Source organism: Niastella vici (assembly GCF_002077945.1).
Lineage (GTDB): Bacteria > Bacteroidota > Bacteroidia > Chitinophagales > Chitinophagaceae > Niastella > Niastella vici.
This window is the reverse complement of sequence record NZ_LVYD01000041.1, coordinates 1-18,265: the sequence shown is the minus strand read 5'-3', so window position 1 is coordinate 18,265 and position 18,265 is coordinate 1. Positions and strand designations below refer to the sequence as shown.

18 protein-coding genes are annotated in these 18,265 nt (G+C 45.9%); 9 read left to right on the top strand and 9 right to left on the bottom strand.

What is annotated here, in order from left to right; all coding sequences use genetic code 11:
* Positions 1-189: 189 nt before the first annotated feature.
* A complete protein-coding gene (locus A3860_RS09725; protein WP_081146483.1) occupies positions 190-2,688 on the top strand; it encodes a hypothetical protein in 2,499 nt (832 codons plus the stop codon).
* Between the two features lie 9 nt (positions 2,689-2,697).
* Here the strand turns inward: A3860_RS09725 and A3860_RS09720 are convergent, their stop codons facing one another.
* The 4 genes from A3860_RS09720 to A3860_RS09700 all read right to left on the bottom strand — a co-directional run bounded on the left by A3860_RS09720 (position 2,698) and on the right by A3860_RS09700 (position 6,090).
* Complete coding sequence (locus tag A3860_RS09720; RefSeq protein WP_081146482.1) at positions 2,698-3,201, bottom strand: hypothetical protein; 504 nt, start codon at positions 3,199-3,201, stop codon at positions 2,698-2,700.
* Positions 3,202-3,213: 12 nt separating this feature from the next.
* Positions 3,214-3,540, bottom strand: coding sequence for a hypothetical protein (locus A3860_RS09715; protein WP_143774036.1), 327 nt, complete (start codon positions 3,538-3,540; stop codon positions 3,214-3,216).
* 906 nt (positions 3,541-4,446) lie between these two features.
* Positions 4,447-5,223, bottom strand: coding sequence for a LuxR C-terminal-related transcriptional regulator (locus A3860_RS09705; protein WP_081146479.1), 777 nt, complete (start codon positions 5,221-5,223; stop codon positions 4,447-4,449).
* A gap of 291 nt (positions 5,224-5,514) precedes the next feature.
* A complete protein-coding gene (locus A3860_RS09700; protein ID WP_216823415.1) occupies positions 5,515-6,090 on the bottom strand; it encodes a hypothetical protein in 576 nt (191 codons plus the stop codon).
* A 167-nt stretch (positions 6,091-6,257) separates the two neighbouring features.
* Between A3860_RS09700 and A3860_RS09695 the strand changes: the two genes are divergently transcribed.
* From A3860_RS09695 to A3860_RS09675, 5 genes are all read left to right on the top strand, one after another.
* The gene (locus A3860_RS09695; protein ID WP_081146477.1) at positions 6,258-7,355 is read left to right on the top strand and encodes a Nif3-like dinuclear metal center hexameric protein; all 1,098 of its coding nucleotides are present in this window, start codon (positions 6,258-6,260) and stop codon (positions 7,353-7,355) included.
* A gap of 136 nt (positions 7,356-7,491) precedes the next feature.
* The gene (locus A3860_RS09690) at positions 7,492-8,247 is read left to right on the top strand and encodes a zinc ribbon domain-containing protein (RefSeq protein WP_081146476.1); all 756 of its coding nucleotides are present in this window, start codon (positions 7,492-7,494) and stop codon (positions 8,245-8,247) included.
* A gap of 76 nt (positions 8,248-8,323) precedes the next feature.
* On the top strand, positions 8,324-9,832 hold the full coding sequence (locus A3860_RS09685) for a tetratricopeptide repeat protein (RefSeq protein ID WP_081146475.1): 1,509 nt from the start codon (positions 8,324-8,326) through the stop codon (positions 9,830-9,832).
* A 107-nt stretch (positions 9,833-9,939) separates the two neighbouring features.
* Entirely contained in the window at positions 9,940-11,598 is a 1,659-nt protein-coding gene (gene recN / locus A3860_RS09680; protein WP_245843505.1) for a DNA repair protein RecN, read from the top strand.
* A 110-nt stretch (positions 11,599-11,708) separates the two neighbouring features.
* A complete protein-coding gene (locus A3860_RS09675; protein WP_081146474.1) occupies positions 11,709-12,521 on the top strand; it encodes an enoyl-ACP reductase FabI in 813 nt (270 codons plus the stop codon).
* A gap of 211 nt (positions 12,522-12,732) precedes the next feature.
* Here A3860_RS09675 and A3860_RS09670 read toward each other — a convergent pair whose 3' ends face one another.
* Positions 12,733-12,954, bottom strand: a complete 222-nt coding sequence (locus A3860_RS09670) for a DUF2795 domain-containing protein (protein ID WP_014221625.1) — start codon at positions 12,952-12,954, stop codon at positions 12,733-12,735.
* Between the two features lie 248 nt (positions 12,955-13,202).
* On the opposite strand from A3860_RS09670, the gene A3860_RS09665 reads away from it, so the two are divergent.
* Complete coding sequence (locus A3860_RS09665) at positions 13,203-13,853, top strand: ABC transporter ATP-binding protein (protein WP_081146808.1); 651 nt, start codon at positions 13,203-13,205, stop codon at positions 13,851-13,853.
* Positions 13,854-13,865: 12 nt separating this feature from the next.
* On the opposite strand, the gene A3860_RS09660 is transcribed toward A3860_RS09665, so the two are convergent.
* From A3860_RS09660 to gatC, 3 genes are all read right to left on the bottom strand, one after another.
* The gene (locus tag A3860_RS09660) at positions 13,866-14,426 is read right to left on the bottom strand and encodes a cob(I)yrinic acid a,c-diamide adenosyltransferase (RefSeq protein WP_081146473.1); all 561 of its coding nucleotides are present in this window, start codon (positions 14,424-14,426) and stop codon (positions 13,866-13,868) included.
* 127 nt (positions 14,427-14,553) lie between these two features.
* Complete coding sequence (locus A3860_RS09655; protein ID WP_081146472.1) at positions 14,554-15,258, bottom strand: ABC transporter ATP-binding protein; 705 nt, start codon at positions 15,256-15,258, stop codon at positions 14,554-14,556.
* Positions 15,259-15,295: 37 nt separating this feature from the next.
* Positions 15,296-15,592 (bottom strand): Asp-tRNA(Asn)/Glu-tRNA(Gln) amidotransferase subunit GatC, encoded by a 297-nt coding sequence (gatC, locus tag A3860_RS09650; protein WP_081146471.1) that lies wholly within the window; start codon positions 15,590-15,592, stop codon positions 15,296-15,298.
* Between the two features lie 217 nt (positions 15,593-15,809).
* On the opposite strand from gatC, the gene trpS reads away from it, so the two are divergent.
* Both trpS and A3860_RS09640 read left to right on the top strand, forming a co-directional pair.
* Positions 15,810-16,817, top strand: coding sequence for a tryptophan--tRNA ligase (gene trpS, locus A3860_RS09645; protein ID WP_245843504.1), 1,008 nt, complete (start codon positions 15,810-15,812; stop codon positions 16,815-16,817).
* A 111-nt stretch (positions 16,818-16,928) separates the two neighbouring features.
* On the top strand, positions 16,929-17,564 hold the full coding sequence (locus tag A3860_RS09640) for a deoxynucleoside kinase (protein WP_081146469.1): 636 nt from the start codon (positions 16,929-16,931) through the stop codon (positions 17,562-17,564).
* Here the strand turns inward: A3860_RS09640 and A3860_RS09635 are convergent.
* A complete protein-coding gene (locus tag A3860_RS09635; protein WP_158085191.1) occupies positions 17,561-18,112 on the bottom strand; it encodes a DUF922 domain-containing protein in 552 nt (183 codons plus the stop codon). The two genes, A3860_RS09640 and A3860_RS09635, sit on opposite strands and share 4 nt — an antisense overlap.
* Positions 18,113-18,265: the final 153 nt, after the last annotated feature.

The following is an 18,265-nucleotide window of genomic DNA, read 5'->3' as shown; positions in this document are numbered from 1 at the left end:
GGGGGTGCTGCGTTTTTCATTTGCCGTTTCATTTTTGACGTATCACGAGGAAAATAGGGAATACTGCCATTCAGCCGGGGGCTTTGATTAAAAAAGCTTAATATGTGGGTTTCTTTAACATTTCATAGACAAAATTTTATCAATTTTAAGCTATGAAAGCCATTAATTTGTTAAAAGTTAAATTGCCCCATGAATTGCACCCGTTTTTATAGTTCCCTGATTGCTTTTGTTTTGCTATTTACCGGTTTAGGGGCCGGCTATGCACAGCAGCTCGATTCAATGGTGAACCTGTATGGAGAAAGATACCCGCAAGAAAAAGTGTATGTTCACTTTGATAAACCCGCTTATAATACCGGAGAAACCATCTGGTTCAAAGCGTATATATTCTCAGGTATTATTCCTTCCCCCATCAGCAGGAATTTTTATGTTGAGCTGATCGATCCTTCGGGTAAGGTATTACAACAAAAGGTGCTGCCAGTTTATGAAGCATCATCGGCCGGGAGTTTTGACCTGCCCGCCAATTTGCCGCCCACGGTCATCTTTCGTGCTTACACCACCTGGATGCTGAATTTTGATACTTCTTTTTTGTACAGCAAGATCATCCGCATTTTAAATAAAACAGGTGTGTCGGCCCCGGGCACTACAGCGGCCACCACACCCGCTGCCAAACAAACGGCAGCCAAACAACCCGCAGCAGCAGCCACTGCCGCTGCCAGCAGCAGTACACCGGCCGTTAGCCTGCGTTTTTTCCCCGAAGGCGGTGACCTGGTTACCGGACTTGAATCGGTAGTAGCCGTTAAGGTAACAGATGAGTTTGGATTACCGGTTTCTGCAAACGGCTCAATAAAAGATGCTTCCGGCGCTACGGTTGCTACTTTTGGCACCGTGCACGACGGCATGGGGCGTTTTAGTATAGAACCCCAGGCCGGAAAAACCTATTATGCCGAATGGCAGGATGAGAAAAAGCAAACGCATAAAACGAATTTACCGGCAGCCAAATCAACGGGCGTTGTGTTGCAATGCGCCTCTTCAGGCAGCCGGGAGGCATTTATTATTAAACGGTCGCAGGAGTCGCCCGACAATTTAAAAACCCTGTACCTGTTAGGCTATTTCAATTCGCAGGTAGTATATAAAGCGAGGTTGAACCTGCAGCAGAATTTTATGGTGAGCGGTTCTATCCCCCTCGAAGGCATTCCCACCGGGATGATACAAATGACCCTGTTCGATGCCGATTGGAAGCCCCTTGCAGAACGGATCGCTTTTGTGAACAAGGAAGATTATTTTTTTACCACGCGTGTGGTGCCTACGATTAAGAATACAGATAGAAGAGGTAAGAACTCATTGGTAATAGATGTGCCCGATACCCTGAGATCGAACCTGAGTATTTCAATTACCGATGCGGGATTAAGCAAGGCCGACCCCGATGCCGATAACATTGTATCGCATTTGCTGTTAAGCGGCGATCTGCGTGGTTATATTAATAATCCATACTATTACTTTACCGGCAACGATGATACTGTACGGTCGCACCTCGACCTGGTAATGCTTACCAATGGCTGGCGCCGGTTTAAATGGGATGACCTGGCTGCGGGTAAGTTGCCGGTTATAAAATATCCCCATGAAAACTATTTGTCGCTCAATATTAATTTAACCGGGGTATTGCCCAGCCAGGTGCCTAAAAATACCCAGATCAATGTTTTTCTGCAGGCAAAAGATTCATCGCGTCAACTGTTCTTTTTGTCGATGGACTCAACCGGCAAATTCAAACAGGACGGACTGGTGTTCTTTGATACGGTGTCGGTATTTTACCAGTTCAACAACAACAAGCACCTCGCTAATAAAGCTGTCGTGAACTTCACCAATGGCACTTATAAAGGTGCTGTTGCTGTTAAGCCAGATTCGGCCTGGCGTGTTCCCATGCCTTTGGATACAAGCTTGCTGAACCGCGGCCGTTTTTTTGCCAGCGAAGCCGAGCGATTGAAACCGGAACTGGAAAAGAAAGTGAAGGTGTTGGAAACTGTTACGGTGAAGGCAAAGCAAAAGAGCAAGCAACAGGTGATGGATGAAAAGTATACCAGTGGGTTGTTTACAGGCGGCGATGCCACAACGTTCGACCTCACCGACGATCCTTCGGCAATGGGTGCTTATAATATCTTTAGTTACCTGCAGGGCCGGGTGGCTGGTTTGCAGATCACTACCGGTGGTGGCGGGTCGCAATTACAATGGCGGGGCGCAACGCCTTCCCTTTTCCTGAATGAAATGCCGGTTGATGTTACAGCGATAGAGAATATTCCGGTTACTGATATCGCGTATGTAAAAGCATTCCGTCCGCCGTTCTTTGGAGCCATGGGCGGCGGGGCTGGTGGCGCCATTGCCATTTATACCAAGAAAGGAGGTGATGTATCATCTTCTGCTACCAATGTTGGCGGGCTCGATAAAACCAAACTGACCGGTTATGCAGCGCCAAAGGAATTTTATTCGCCCGATTATAGCAAGGAGCTGGCGCAAAATGAACTGCCCGATATTCGCACCACCCTGTATTGGGTGCCTTATATTTTAACTGATAAGAACAATCATAAAGTAACCCTGCAGTTCTATAATAATGATGTTACAAAACGCATACGCATTATTCTGGAAGGGATGAATGAAGATGGTCAGCTTACCAGGGTAGAAAAGATCATTGAATAAGAAGATCGCTTATCTTAAGTTATTTTTATTAAACCGGCTGCCATTCAGCCGGTTTTTTATTTCATTTTTAAAGATCTGTGTGTTGTTGTAGGGTGTATTGTGAATGGCCTCGTTAGCTACCTGGCTGATCTTACTGTCGAGTTGTTGCAGTTCCTGCAACAGTATGGCGTAATAATGTTGAATGTCTTCTTTTCTGAATTTATCAATGGGCTCTTTATTGAAGGCCTGCATGAGAATTGAAAAAGTAGTGGCAGGTTCATTGGCTTCAGTAGATTTGCCGTGATCCAGGTCCATGGCAGCCATGCTTATCTTCACATACAGGTTGTTTACCTGGTCCTGTATTTCTTCAAGCTTGTTCATCAACGTATGTTGGTTTGAAACGCACCATTGATTCAGGTTGTGCAGCTTGAAGTCAAGGCTCTTTGCTCTTCGCTTTGCTGAAGCCAGGATCATTCGCAGATGAATAAAATGAATTATCTGACCTGCAATTAATATTATTACCAGATACATCATAAAACTGGTGATTTAGATGGCGCTGGAAGTCATGGCGCCTGGTTGGGTGTTCGATAGCGTTGCACCGGCAAACCGATGCGACACTTCTGAAATATTACCAATGAACTCTTTAATAATATGGGCGTCCTGTGCCTGTTTGCTTTGCAGGTTGAGGCTGGTGCTTTCGCCCCAGCAGTATACATCAACACCATAAGAATTAAGGCGCAGCACAAAGAATCCGGCCGATTGTGCCTGTTGTACCTGCTGTACCACATCGCTGTGCATTATTTCGAGCGGAAATAATATCGGAATGTTATTTACCATTACATATTTACCAATTCGTAGCTGCTGAGTCTTCATAGTAAAAATTGTAAAGTGATAAAAAAAGTGGTGGTAGATACCACCACTGTAAACCCTCAAAACCTGCCTGTAAATACACACAAGAATGTACCTCAGGCCATTTTTTCCAGGAATAGAACATTGAACCTAAACTGGATCTTCAGAGACATTGAATTTGGGGGTTCCAATAGATACCGGGCTTAGGGATATTTCAAGGAATGTTGGAATATCTGGTATCGTTGGCTACCATTATTGCACGTACCCAAAAACTAATAAGATATAAGGATTTCAAGCCGTCATTAGAATATTGAATAAGCGGTTCCCAGAACATTGAACATTGGTTCTCATTAATATTGAACAAGCGGTCGCCAGAACATTGAATGGTGGTTCTCATCAATATTGAACAAACGGTTCTCAGAACATTGAACAAATGGTCATCGAAGGAATGTTGGATAAAACAGCAGATTGCTCATCTGCAGCGTAAAAATGGCAAGGAAAAAATGAAACGAAAAGGATTTAGGGCGGACAACAAGTGGATGCACTGCCTGGTAGCAGGGTACCAGAAGGAGACCAATTTTCTACTTAGCAGGTAATGAGTATAGTTATGTAAAAGGAGTGGATTTAATATAAAGAAGATGGTTTGAAGCCTTTATAGAGTAGCAAGAACTATACCAGGGTGTATGTATCCGTTATATATATTTATTAGGAATGCGAGGGTGAGATGGTCAATGGTGAATGGTCAATGGTGAGTCGTCAATGGCGTGTATAAACGGAAAAACCTGCTGTAACACCAAAAAAAACTTGAGTGTTGCAGCAGGCTTTATAACTTAGGATCATCTACAAGTCACGTAGCATATATACTGATTTATATTGCTATGGCTTATTTCGATAATGTGAATCATCTATTGACCATTGACCATTCACCATTCATGCTTTCAGGTGCTGTAAGTAGAAGGTCAGGCTTTCTTCTTCAGGAAGGTTCAGTTTTTTCTTCAACCGGTACCGCGCTTTTTTAACACTTTCAGGCTCAACCGAAAATATTCCGGCAATCTCCTTATTGCTTAATCCGGAAAGAATAAAACAAATGAGCCGCACTTCATTGGCCGTAAGATCAGGATGTTTTTGCGTGATGTTGTCGACATAGTGCGAATGCAACAGGTTGAAGTTCTTGATGAAATCGGCCCAGTGATCGGCTTCGGTAAGATTGGTCTTTATTTCCTTGGCGATCCGTTTGTACTCGTTGTTGTCTGATGTTTTTAATTTCTCCTGCAACTGCATCAGGTAATCTGTTTTGTTGGCCAGCATTACAGAGGTGCTGGTAACCTGCGCCTGCAGCTGCCTGGCTTCTTCCTGGGCCTTTTCAATAGCCTCACGAACCTCTTCTTCGGCTATGGCCGTTTTCTCTTCAATAAGCTTATTAGCCAGCTGAAACGCTTTCTGTTTTTCAATTTCCACCATCCGGCGCGCTTCCAGAAAAGCAGCTTCTCTTTCCTTATGAAGGCGCACTTTCATTTTGCGGTATCGGTAATGCAGTATAAGACTGGCTGCTATCATGATGAGCAACAACAAAACAATGACTGCCTGCCACATGGAAATTTCTGAAATGTGAAAGGGGCTTGAATGTGGTTTTTGCGAGCACGACAAAAACAGCACACTTATGGGCAATACATAAACAACACAAAAGGGTTTTGCGATCCTTTTCATGGGATTTAGGGAATTTTGCTTAGGGTTAAGATTGCACTAAGTGATTCAACTGCGAAATAACACAAAAGAAAGCGTTGTACACCTATTTGATACCATAATGTTGATAAAAGGCTACTAGTTGTCCACCCGTGGACACTTGTTTATATCAAAATACTTTGAGAGATCAAAAGAGGATGTAATATGAGTAATAGGTTGTACTAACAGGTTATGATTAAAAAAAATACATTTAAAGCTTAATGCAAATTTTTACATTAAAGAAAAACCTCAAGAGCAGGAGTCCTTTCGTAGTTATTAATTCTTCAATATGGTGATGGTCTTGCTGGGTTCATGCCCCCTGATAGCTGTTGAGTCAGGCGGTGGTTGTGGCAATTTATGATTATATGTTATAACAAACCGGCTGTACATTTTCATCATCGGGCTTGCAAAATGCATGGCATCTCCTTTCTGCGGTATTATCAATCCATCAACTACAAGTGTATCGCTATCGCTCATGGGTTCTACCTCAAGGCTGATGGTATACGCCTGTTTGGGATCGGGCTTTTGCAATTCCAGGTCATAATAGGATTGATGATCATACGTAATGAACAGTGTAATGTTCGAATACTGTTTGTTCATGGTATCCTGGGGCACGCCATCAAGCACTTTTTTCAGCGGCGTTGAATCTGATAGCATCCAGGCACTATCGAGGTACATCACTTCTTTGGGATCATCGCCCAGGTAAACCTGCATTTTTTTAACAATGGAATCGGCTGTGTTTTTAAAGACAATGGTATCGCTGTGTGCTGGTTTAGGTTTACGGGTAAACCAGAAGTACATTCCGGCGCCTATAAACACCATGATTAGTAAGATTATCCAGGTTCCTCGCATATATTAGGTAGTAGTTGGCGTCAATAATTCGTTTAAGGTACCAAATAACTGCAATTTATATGCCTTCGTGTCAGGAAACATTTTGTTAACACAGCGGTAACGGGTTTGGACCGGAACATTTATATGATGTGGCTATCAATTACCTTTGGTTACAATCATTGTGAAATATGAAAATTGCCGAAATCATTGCCCTGCTTGAATCCATTGCCCCGCCTTCGTTACAGGAAAGTTATGACAATGCCGGGTTGCTAACGGGTGATCCTGGCTGGAAGTGCACCGGGGCATTGTGTACGCTCGATGCTACCGAAGAAGTGGTCAAAGAAGCTATACAACGGGGCTGCAACCTGGTAGTGGCGCATCACCCCATCATTTTTGGCGGGCTAAAGAAGATAACCGGGCGGAATTATGTAGAAAAGACCATTATTACAGCCATAAAGAACGACATCGCCATCTATGCCATTCATACCAACCTCGATAATGTAATAACCGGGGTGAACGGAATGATGGCCGATAAACTGGGTCTGGTGAACCGGAAGATCCTGTCGCCCAAAGAAGCTACCCTCAGGAAACTGTACACTTTTGTACCGGTTGATCAGGTAGAACAGGTGCGGGCAGCCCTGTTTGAAGCGGGTGGGGGCGATATTGGCAATTACGACGAATGCAGTTTTGGGGTAGAAGGAACGGGCACGTTCAAAGGGGGCGAAGGCACCAATCCCTTTGTTGGCCAGCCCGGCGAGCGCCATTATGAAAAGGAGCTTAAAATTGAGGTCATTTTCCCCGCTTACCTGCAAACAGCCCTGGTGCGGGCCCTGCGAACCGCCCATCCGTACGAAGAAGTGGCCTATGATATTGTAAATGTGACCAATACGCATCCCGGCATAGGGTCGGGGCTGGTGGGCGAGCTGCCCCAGCCGGTGCCTGAAACCGCCTTCCTGATGCAGATAAAACAGGCTTTTGGCCTTACCGTCATACGCCATACGGCCCTGTTGGGCCGCCCGGTGAAGAAGGTGGCGGTTAGCGGCGGCGCAGGTAGTTTCCTGGTTTCCAAAGCATTAGCTGCCGGGGCCGACATCTACATCACGGGCGATATGAAATACCATGAGTTTTTTGATGCCAATGGCCGGCTCATAATTGCTGATATCGGTCACTTTGAAAGTGAGCAATTCACCATAGATTTACTGGCTGGGGTTTTGCAGGAAAAATTTCCTACCTTTGCCGTCCTTAAAACGGCTTTAAAAACCAACCCGGTGCATTATTTTGTGTGATTTCTGTGAGGGTGTGAACCGGACGATGAACGGAGCGTCGCAACGGAAGATGCATCAGGGAACAACAGCCGGGGACCGCATTTGACCCCCACTCAAAGGGCCTGGCGGGTATAAACAACAAATTATAAATTTCTTTATGGCTAACGTTAAAGACTACTCTGTAGAAGAAAAATTAAGCTCACTCGTAGCATTGCAGAAGATAGAATCGAAGATCGATGAGATACAGATCCTGAAAGGGGAGTTACCAATGGAAGTGAGCGACCTGGAAGATGAAATTCAGGGTTTACATGCCCGCCAGGTTCGTATTGAAGAAGAGATCAACGGCATACAGGAGTTTATCAATCAAAAAAAGAACGCGATCAAGGAAGCTGAAGCCCTGATCAAGAAATACGAAAAGCAAAGTGAGAACGTAAAGAACAGCCGTGAGTTTGAGGCCATCAATAAAGAGATTGAGATGCAGCAGCTGGAGATCAAGCTGGCCGAAAAACACATTCGCGATGCCAATGAAGAGATCGCTGAAAAAGTAGTGGTACTCGATAAAGCCAAAAAGAACATCGCTACCAAAGAAGGTGTTTTAGGCACCAAGAAAGGCGAGTTGGAAAAGATCATCGCTACCAACGAAAAAGAAGAAAAAGCATACAATAAACAGGCTTCTGAAGCCCGTGAAAAAGTAGAAGAGCGCCTGTTGCATTCTTACGATCGTATTCGCAAGAACTACCGCAACGGTTTAGGTGTGGTAGCTGTAGAACGTGATGCCTGCGGTGGTTGCTTTAACGCCATTCCGCCACAACGCCAGAGCGAGATCCGTCAGCGTAAAAAGATCATCGTATGCGAAAACTGCGGCCGTATTCTGGTTGACCGCGACCTGTTCGACAGTGTAGATGTGAAATAAGAATTCTTTCATCATATTGAAAAGGGTGTTCAGCAATGAGCACCCTTTTTGTTTTTCGAAATAGTATCTTGCAGGCATGAATCGGCTGGGGCCAACAGGTTTGGCACTCTTACTGGTATTGTTGTATGTGCCTGTCCGGGCTGTACCCACGCGGGTACAAAAAGTATTTGATTTTAACGACCGGTGCAAACAGGCGTATCACGAGATCCTTCAGCTGAAATTAAACAACGGCCAGCAGTTGCTGAATGTAGAGAAGGTCCAGCATCCCAATAACCTCATTCCTTATTTTCTCGAGAACTATATTGATTTTTTCACCCTGTTCTTCAATGAAGACCCTGCCGAATTCAAAAAGCGATTGCCCAATCGTGAAACCCGGTTAAATTTGATGGGCGAGGGCCCTGATAATTCGCCGTTACTGTTGTTTACCCGCTCGGTGATCCATTTTCAATGGGCGGCAGTAAAGATAAAATTCGGTAATACCTGGGATGCGGGGTGGGAGTTTCGCCGTTCGTATTTACAGGTGAAAAGCAATTTGCAATCGTTCCCCGATTTTGCGCCGAACCTGCTATATGCCGGCGCCATGCAGGTAGCGGCCGGTACCATTCCCGATGGCTATAAATGGCTGAGCAGCCTGCTGGGCATCGGTGGCAGTATAAAAAAGGGAATGAACCGCATCAGCAATTTTTTGCAGGGAACCGATGAATGGTCGACCCTCTTTCACGATGAGGCCATTTTCTATTACTGTTACCTGAAGTTTTATATTGAAAATGATAAGCCCGGTGTTTTTCAGTTCATCGATCAGCAGCACCTCGATGTGGTGAACCATCATTTATTTGCCTTTTTGGCCGCCAATCTGCGGCTTAATAGCCAGCAGGCTGAAATAGCAGAGCAGATCATTCAGGGGCGGAATGCCAGCCCTGCTTACCTGGCCACCCCATTGTGGGATATGGAGCTTGGTTATGCCAAAGTACATCACCTTGACCCCGCAGCCGCCCAATACCTCGAACGTTTTATCACGAATTTTAAAGGCACTTTCTATGTAAAGGATGTACTGCAGAAATTAAGCTGGTATTATTACCTGCAGGGCGATGAGGCCAAAGCAGGGGCTTACCGCCAACGGATACTCACCAGCGGCAGCACCTATTCGGAGGCCGATAAGCAGGCGCAAAAAGAGGCCGGAACCGATCAATGGCCTAATAAGTTGTTGCTGCAGGCGCGTTTGCTGAATGATGGCGGTTATTACCACCAGGCGCTTGCGCTGTTACATGGGAAGAACACCGGTAATTTTGCATTGAATGAAGAAAAACTGGAGTTTGCCTACCGCGCCGGCCGTTTGTTCGATGATGTGGAGAACGACAGTTTGGCCATTGTATTCTATAAACAGGCCATTGACCTGGGCGAAAAACGAAAGGAGCATTTTGCTGCCCGGGCCGCCCTGCAAACCGGTTTTATATTTGAAAAGCGGGGCGATAAACAAACCGCCATACAATGGTTTCAACGATGCATAAACATGAAAGATCATGATTTTAAGAATTCGCTTGACCAACGGGCTAAGGCCGGGATGGCAAGGTGCAATAATGAATAATCGTGAAACAGTTCGCGGTAACTGTAAACTTTGGACTGGTATTGGGGAAAACCCCATTATTATTAATGCCCGATCGCCATTATATTTGTTACGCTCAAAATCGTACTGTGCTTAGAAAACTTTTTATACAGAACTACGCTATTATTGACGAGATAGAGATCGACTTCTCGCAAAAGCTGAATATTATTACGGGTGAAACCGGTGCAGGTAAATCTATTTTAATGGGCGCCCTGTCGTTGATACTGGGCGACCGGGTAGATACCTCGGTATTGCAGAGCCGCGATAAAAAATGTTATGTAGAAGGAATATTTGTAATCGCCGAAAAGAAAGCGGTGAAAGCCTTTTTACGCGAAGAGGACCTCGATGTGGAAGATGAACTGGTCATAAGGCGTGAAATTGGCAGTAACGGCAAATCGCGGGCTTTTGTAAATGATACGCCGGTAAATCTGGAACAATTGCGCCGGTTAAGCTCCATGCTGGTTGACCTGCATCGCCAGTTCGATACGCTTGAACTGGGCGAAAGCGATTTTCAACGCCAGGTGCTCGATGCCCTGGCTGGTAATGCCGAGTTATTGCAGCAATACCAGGCATCGTTCAGTCAATGGCATCAGGCGCAACACGAATTAAGCACCCTGCAGCAGCAGAAAGACCAGTTTACCAAAGAATACGATTACAACAAGTTCCTGTTCGATGAGCTGCACGATGCAGCCCTGAAGGAAAATGAGCTGGAAGAAGCCGATACCACGCTGAAGCTGCTCAGTAATGCAGAAGGCATAAAAACGGCCATGAGCAAAGTAGCATATGAGCTGAGTGAAGGCGAATCGCCCATGGTACAACAGCTGAAATCATTGTGTAACCAGTTGAGCGGGTTCACTGATCATCATGCCGCATTACCCGCCATATTGCAACGGTTGTTGTCGGCGCAGATAGAGTTGCAGGATATTGCCGATGAGGTGGAGCGCATCAATGACCAGGTGCAGTATGATCCGCAAAAGATCGAGCAATTGAACGAACGCATTTCAACCGGCTATAAGCTGCTGAAGAAACACGGTGTACATACCACGCAGGAACTGCTGGCAATAAAAGATAACCTGGAACAGAAGTTACAGGCTGTGCTGAATATCGATGAAGCCATAATGGCCAAAGAAAAAGCAGTACAGCAATTATTGCAAAAAGCCACTGAACTGGCTGCTAAATTAACGGCTAACCGGGTTAAACAGGTGAAGCCATTGCAGGATAAGGTGAACAAGCTATTGGCCCAGGTAGGTATGCCCAATGCCCGCCTGCAGGTTGAAGTTGCTCCGCTGGCGGCCTTACAAAGTACCGGGGCCGATGATATAGAATTTTTGTTCGATGCCAATAAAAGCAACCGTTTTGAGCCCATTCGCAAAGTGGCTTCGGGCGGTGAGCTAAGCCGGTTAATGTTATGTATTAAATCACTGGTTGCCCAGAGTCTCGATTTGCCCACCCTCATTTTTGATGAAATTGATACCGGTATTTCGGGCGAAGCCGCTAAACAGGTGGGTATTATCATGAAAGAGCTGGCCCGCAAACGGCAGGTGTTCAGCATTACCCATCAGCCGCAAATTGCCGGCAAGGCTGATGCCCATTACTTCGTTTACAAGGATGTCAAAGGCAATTCCATTAAAACAAATATCAAGCTGTTGTCGCAGGACGAACGCATTACCGCTATTGCTAAAATGCTCAGTGGCGAAAAGCCAACTGCCGCTGCCCTTGAAAATGCACGGGAGATGGTGATGAACTAATTGGCTGATCCCGGTTAAAGTTGCGATTAGTTGTACTAATGAAATACAGCATTTGTGCGGAAAATGGAAAATGATGCTATTTTTGCGCCTGCTAAATAAAAATATATTCTATGGCATATAACCTGCTTAAAGGAAAGAAAGGGATCATATTTGGTGCTTTGGACGAAAAATCAATTGCCTGGAGAACCGCTTTGCGTTGTCATGAAGAAGGAGCGCAACTGGTTTTAACCAATGCGCCGGTGGCTTTGCGTATGGGCGAAATCAACAAGCTGGCCGAAGCCGTGAATGCCCCCGTAGTGGGCGCCGATGTTACCAGCATGGATGACCTTAAGAAACTGTTCGAGGAAGCTATGAAGCATTTCGGCGGCAAGGTAGATTTCATCCTGCACTCCATTGGTATGAGCCTGAACGTACGTAAGAACAAGCATTATACCGAGATCGATTACGGGTTTAACCAGAAGACCCTTGATATATCGGCAATGTCGCTGCACCGCGTGCTGCGTACAGCCTGGGAAATGGATGCTATTAGCGACTGGGGCAGCGTGGTAGCCCTTACCTATATTGCGGCCCAACGCGTATTCCCCGATTATAACGAAATGGCTGATGCGAAGGCATTGCTCGAAGGCGTTGCCCGCAATTTCGGTTATCACTATGGTGTTAAGAAGAAGGTGCGCATCAACACCGTTTCGCAATCACCTACCAAAACCACTGCCGGTAGCGGGGTGAAGGGCTTTGACGGCTTTATCTCTTATGCCGAAAAAATGAGCCCGCTGGGTAATGCCAGTGCCGATCAGTGTGCCGATTATTGTGTTACCCTGTTCAGCGACCTTACCAAAATGGTTACCATGCAGAACCTGTTCCATGATGGTGGATTCTCATTCACCGGGGTTACGCAGGCGGTTATTGAGCAAATGGAGAAATAAGCTTCCGAAATAGGAAGTAGGAAATAAAAAGTAAGAAATTCAAAAGGGTGGGTCGGTGCAACTGCAGCGGCTCGCCCTTTTTTCATTATAGTGCCCGCCTTTATTTAGCGATTTGAACCCGGAAGCTTTACCTGCTTCGCATTTTTTGTCAAAAGAAAAAAAACCGCCCGCTTAACGCGACCGGTTTGCATTATTTTTTAGCCATGGGCTTTTAATACTCATCTTCATTAAAGAAGAAATCGTCCTGGCTGGGATAGTCCGGCCAGATGTCTTCTATACCTTCATATATCTCTCCTTCATCTTCCAGTTCCTGAAGATTTTCTACCACTTCAATGGGTGCACCGCTACGAATGGCGTAGTCAATCAGCTCATCTTTGGTGGCAGGCCACGGTGCATCTTCGAGATAGGATGCAAGTTCTAATGTCCAAAACATGTGTTTAGCCTGTTTAAAGTTTTAAATCCACGAACAGTTACTGTATTCAGGGTCGGAGAAAATAGCCAGGTTTCTGTTCCCCATTCCCCCTCAATTTTTCGCAAAAGTAACCCTCCTAATGAAAAAACCAAATCTATCTTTGAAACTTAATGGAAGGATTTCTTAAAAAGTTTCCCCAAAAGGCCAATATGAACGGGAAGCCATTGGTTTGTAGTATCTTGACGCCTATTATTAGTAATTCACAGCACATGTTGACAGCGACGAATATTCAAAAATATTATGGGCAGTTATGGGTTTTGAAAGGGGTTGACCTGCAAATAAAGCAGGGTGAAATTGCCAGTATTGTAGGGCCTTCCGGCTCTGGGAAAAGCACGTTGTTACACATTCTGGGCACACTCGATAAGCCCGATAAGGGGGATGTAGTCGTTGGAAATCAACGCCTCAATTTCCTTAGCGAGAAGCAAATGGCGGCCTTTCGTAACCGGCATGTGGGGTTTGTGTTCCAGTTCCACCACCTGCTGCCCGAATTTACCGCCCTGGAAAATGTATGTATCCCCGGCTGGATGGCCGGGCGGCGCAAGAAAGAGGTGGAAGAAAACGCTGTAGAGTTATTACGGATGTTGGGCCTGGGCGATCGCATAGATAATAAACCCAATGCATTATCGGGGGGTGAGCAGCAACGGGTAGCCGTAGCCCGCGCGCTCATCAATAAACCTGCTATTATTTTTGCCGATGAACCAACAGGTAACCTCGATTCGGCCAATGCCCGCGAGCTGCACCAGTTGTTCTTTACCCTGCGGCAGCAGTTCAATCAAACTTTCCTCATAGTTACCCATAACGAAGAACTGGCGCAAATGAGCGACCGCATATTGCATATGAAGGACGGGAAGATTGTTTAATGGGCTGGCTAATTAAATCCTCGGTTTCCAGGGAATTTCTTCTATCTGCATTTGGTGCCCCGCATAACGGGCAAGCACAAATAAATAATCGCTGAGGCGGTTAAGGTATTTTATAATAATGCCCTCCACTTCCTGGCTTTCCTGCTCAAGACGTACGCAACAGCGTTCGGCGCGGCGGCAAACACAACGGGTTATATGTAATTGCGACAGAACGGGATTACCGCCGGGTAATATAAAACTCTTCATGGGCGGTATTACTTCGTTCATGCGGTCCATTTCCTTTTCGAGTAAGGTGATGTCTTCTTCGCGCAGGTCGGGAATGCGCATTTTGGGTTCTTTTTCGGGGTCGCAGGCCAGTGAGGCATTCAGGGTAAATAACCGGTCCTGCACTTCCTGTAAGATGGCCCGGCTGGCTTCATCGGTGAGCAGGTCGCGGCACAGCCCGATCCAGGAACTTAATTCATCAACGGTGCCATAGGCTTCTATGCGCAGGTGCGATTTGGGGACTTTGGTTCCGCCAATTAATGAAGTAGAGCCTTTGTCGCCGGTTTTGGTATATATCTTTTGTGCCATGTTTTGTCGATGTGAAAATGTGAATTATGTGCGTGAGGCCGGGAAACGTGAAAACCTGAACGCTGAAGGCAGCGCCCCTGCAACTTGCAACCTGTACCGGGAATTAAGAACTAACGAACTTAAAAACTTATCCTGCCCCCACCAGTTCCTGTTTCAATTTATCGCTTTCTATGAGGCCGTCGCGCAGGCGCACGATGCGTTTGGCATAATGAGCAATATCTTCTTCATGGGTTACCAGCACCACCGTATTGCCGGCAGCCTGTATCTGGCTGAAGATATCCATGATCTCCTTTGAAGTTTTGGTATCGAGGTTACCCGTTGGTTCATCGGCCAAAATGAGCGATGGATTATTGACCAGCGCCCGGGCAATGGCCACCCGCTGGCACTGACCGCCCGATAGTTCATTTGGTTTGTGATGGCTTCTTTCTTCGAGCCCTACTTTTTTAATTACGTCCATGGCCATTTCGGTGCGTTGTTTTCGCGAAACACCGGCATATACCAGGGGCAAGGCCACATTTTCCAGGGCGGTAAGCCTTGGCAGCAGGTTGAATTGCTGAAATACAAATCCGATCTCTTTATTACGAACATCGGCCAGGTCATCGTCGGGCATCTTGCTTACATCCTGCCCGTTCAGGATATACCGGCCGGCAGAAGGGGAGTCAAGGCAGCCAAGAATATTCATGAGGGTACTTTTGCCCGAACCCGAGGGCCCCATGAGCGCTACGTATTCATTGGTGAAAATTTTAAGGTCAATGCCCTTCAGCACCTGCAATGGTTCCTTACCCATAAAATAGCTCTTGCGTATGCCTTCGAGTTGAATGATCGCGCTCATAGAAAAAGTTTAATGCCTGATGATAGGGTAGTGCCGGTTACTCCTGTTTTTTGATAACCTTTGGCACTTTAAAGAACGTTCCGTCTGAATCGGGGGCGTTCTTCAACGCTTCTTCCCGGGAAATAGACCCTTTTACCTCATCTTCACGTAATATATTGATGGCGTCGGTCATATGTAAAAGCGGTTCTACCCCTTCCGTATTCAGTTCATTCAGTTTGTCGACGAAATGGATCATTCGTTGCAGATCTTTCTTAATTATTTCTTTTTCCTGATCGTTGAACTGCAGGCGGGCCAGATTGGCCAGGTTTTGTACCAATGCATCATTTACTTCCATAGTAAACAAAAATAGCTGATTTCTTGCTTTGGTGAGCGGTGAGTTGTGAGCGGTCGATGGTCAATGGTGAATGGTCAACCGGGCAATCGGTAATTGACGCAGTAAATAACGCAGTAATTGGTTTGACCAACTATTAATTCATTGATAATCAAATTAATTAAGATTTTATGACTCCCCCTTCAGGGGGTTGGGGGGAATTCTTATCTTCGCCCTCCTTATGCAAAGTGTTAAGAAAGAAATCGTAATGAGTGGCATTCGCCCCACCGGGTTTTTGCACCTCGGCAATTATTTTGGTGCCTTACGCAATTTTGTGCGCATGCAGGATGAGTATCCCTGCTTTTTTATGCTGGCCGACCTGCATTCATTGACCACCCACCCCGATACCTCGCAATTAAAAACGAATATTCACCGGGTGCTGGCCGAACATTTGGCCAGCGGCCTCGATCCCGAAAAATGCGCTCTGTACTGCCAGAGCCATATATATGAAACTTCTGAACTGTATCTGTACCTGAGCACCCTGTCGATGGTGGGCGAGTTGGAAAAGACCCCCACTTTTAAAGATAAGGTGCGTCAGCATCCGCAAAATGTGAACGCCGGTTTGCTAACCTATCCCGTATTACAGGCAGCCGATATTCTTTTACACCGCGCCCATCTGGTGCCAGTGGGTAAAGACCAGGAACAACACCTTGAAATGGCCCGCAATATTGTGGTGCGCTTTCAACATCGTTATGGCGAAGTGTTTCCCGAGCCGGTTGCCTTCAATTATGGTGGCGAACTCATAAAAGTACCCAGCCTCGATGGCGCCGGTAAAATGAGCAAGAGCGAGAACCAGTACGCCACCTTATACCTCAGCGACACTGATGACCTCATACGCAAAAAAGTAATGAAGGCCACTACCGATAGTGGTCCCACAGCACCCAACTCACCCAAACCCGATTACATTGAGAACCTGTTTTTGCTGATGAAGCTGGTAAGCGCACCTGATACCGTGCAAAAGTTTGAAGCTGACTTTAACGCATGTACCATCAGGTATGGTGATATGAAAAAACAGCTGGCCGAAGATATGGTGCGGTTTATTGCCCCCATACGGGAGAAGGCCGAAGCCATTCAACAGGATACTGAGTACCTGAAAAAAGTAATGATCCAGGGAGCCGAAAAAGCAAGGGCCAGCGCCCAGGCAACCATGCAGGTGGTTCGCCAGGCCATGGGGTTGAATTATTATTAAAAAAGGGCTTCGAACAGGTTAAAAACCGGAAAGAATTAATATCTTAAATTTTTGATTGTCTCCCCAACATGTCGGGAGGCGAAACGGGATATAGCATAGAACTCTAACATAATGGCAAAAACTAAGAAACCGAAGCATATTGCGGTAGCGGGTAATATCGGCGCGGGAAAAACTACGCTCACTGAATTGCTAAGTAAACATTATCGCTGGATACCCCAGTTCGAAGATGTAGACCATAACCCCTACCTGTTCGATTTTTATGACGATATGCCACGGTGGAGTTTTAACCTGCAGATCTATTTCCTCAACAGCCGGCTCAGGCAACTGAACGATATTCATCGTGGTACCGAAACAGTTGTTCAGGACCGCACCATTTACGAAGACGCTTACATTTTCGCGCCCAACCTGCATGAAATGGGTTTAATGAGCAAGCGCGATTTCGATAATTACTTTATGTTTTTTGAAACCCTGAAAACCATGGTGCAACCGCCCGATATGCTCATTTACCTGAAAGCATCGGTGCCTACCCTGGTTGCTCAAATTCAAAAACGCGGCCGCGAATACGAAGAGAATATCCGCCTCGATTACCTCAAGCGCCTCAACGATTTCTATAATAAGTGGATCGATGGCTATAAAGAAGGCCCCCTGCTGGTAATAGATATCGACAAGAACAAATTCCCCGAAAACGACGAGCACCTCGGTGACATTATTCGCAAGATCGATTCGCAGTTATACGGGTTGTTCTAATGGTTGCCGTGTGGCGACTTTATTTCCTGCTGATAGTGGGAAAATTCATCCAGGCTTTTTAAATCATCAGCAATCTTTTTCAACCATTCCTGCTGCTTTGGCCGGTTGCGGGAGTAATCGGTTTCTTCGTCGTACTGCACCTGGGTTTGCCGGTGTTGCTTCATGGTATTTTCATACAGCTGGTTCACATCGGTGCCGGCTGTTTTGGCATTGAAGTGATAGCCTTTCATCAGCTTGTTCAGTTTGCGGGCATATATTTCTGCAATATCGAAATGTCCCTGTTCATGGGCCAGCACGTCGTTGTTTTTGATGCGCACCCACGAACGGTTCATATCAAAATTGCATTTAATGGTATATTGAAATCCTTTTTCGTCGTAGCCAAAATCTATATTGATATTGCTGCTGGTGAGGGCGGCGTTGTTTGAATGCGGATCGGGGGTGCCTTTAAAATCGCTCCAGTCTAGCTTTCGGGAAGCACTCCAGGGTATCAGGTTGTTTAATTGTATAGCGATACACAATAGTAATAATGAAAAAACGGTTTTACTCATAATTGATCTTCCGCCCATGTTTAGGAGGTCACCGGCAGAAAGGGGCGCTAACACAGCAGCAACTTAATTCAAATCGCCGGAAATAGTTTCTTAAATTTTATGGAAGGGAACCTCCTGTAAATGTAAAGAGGCTGTCTCAAAAGTAATTTGAGG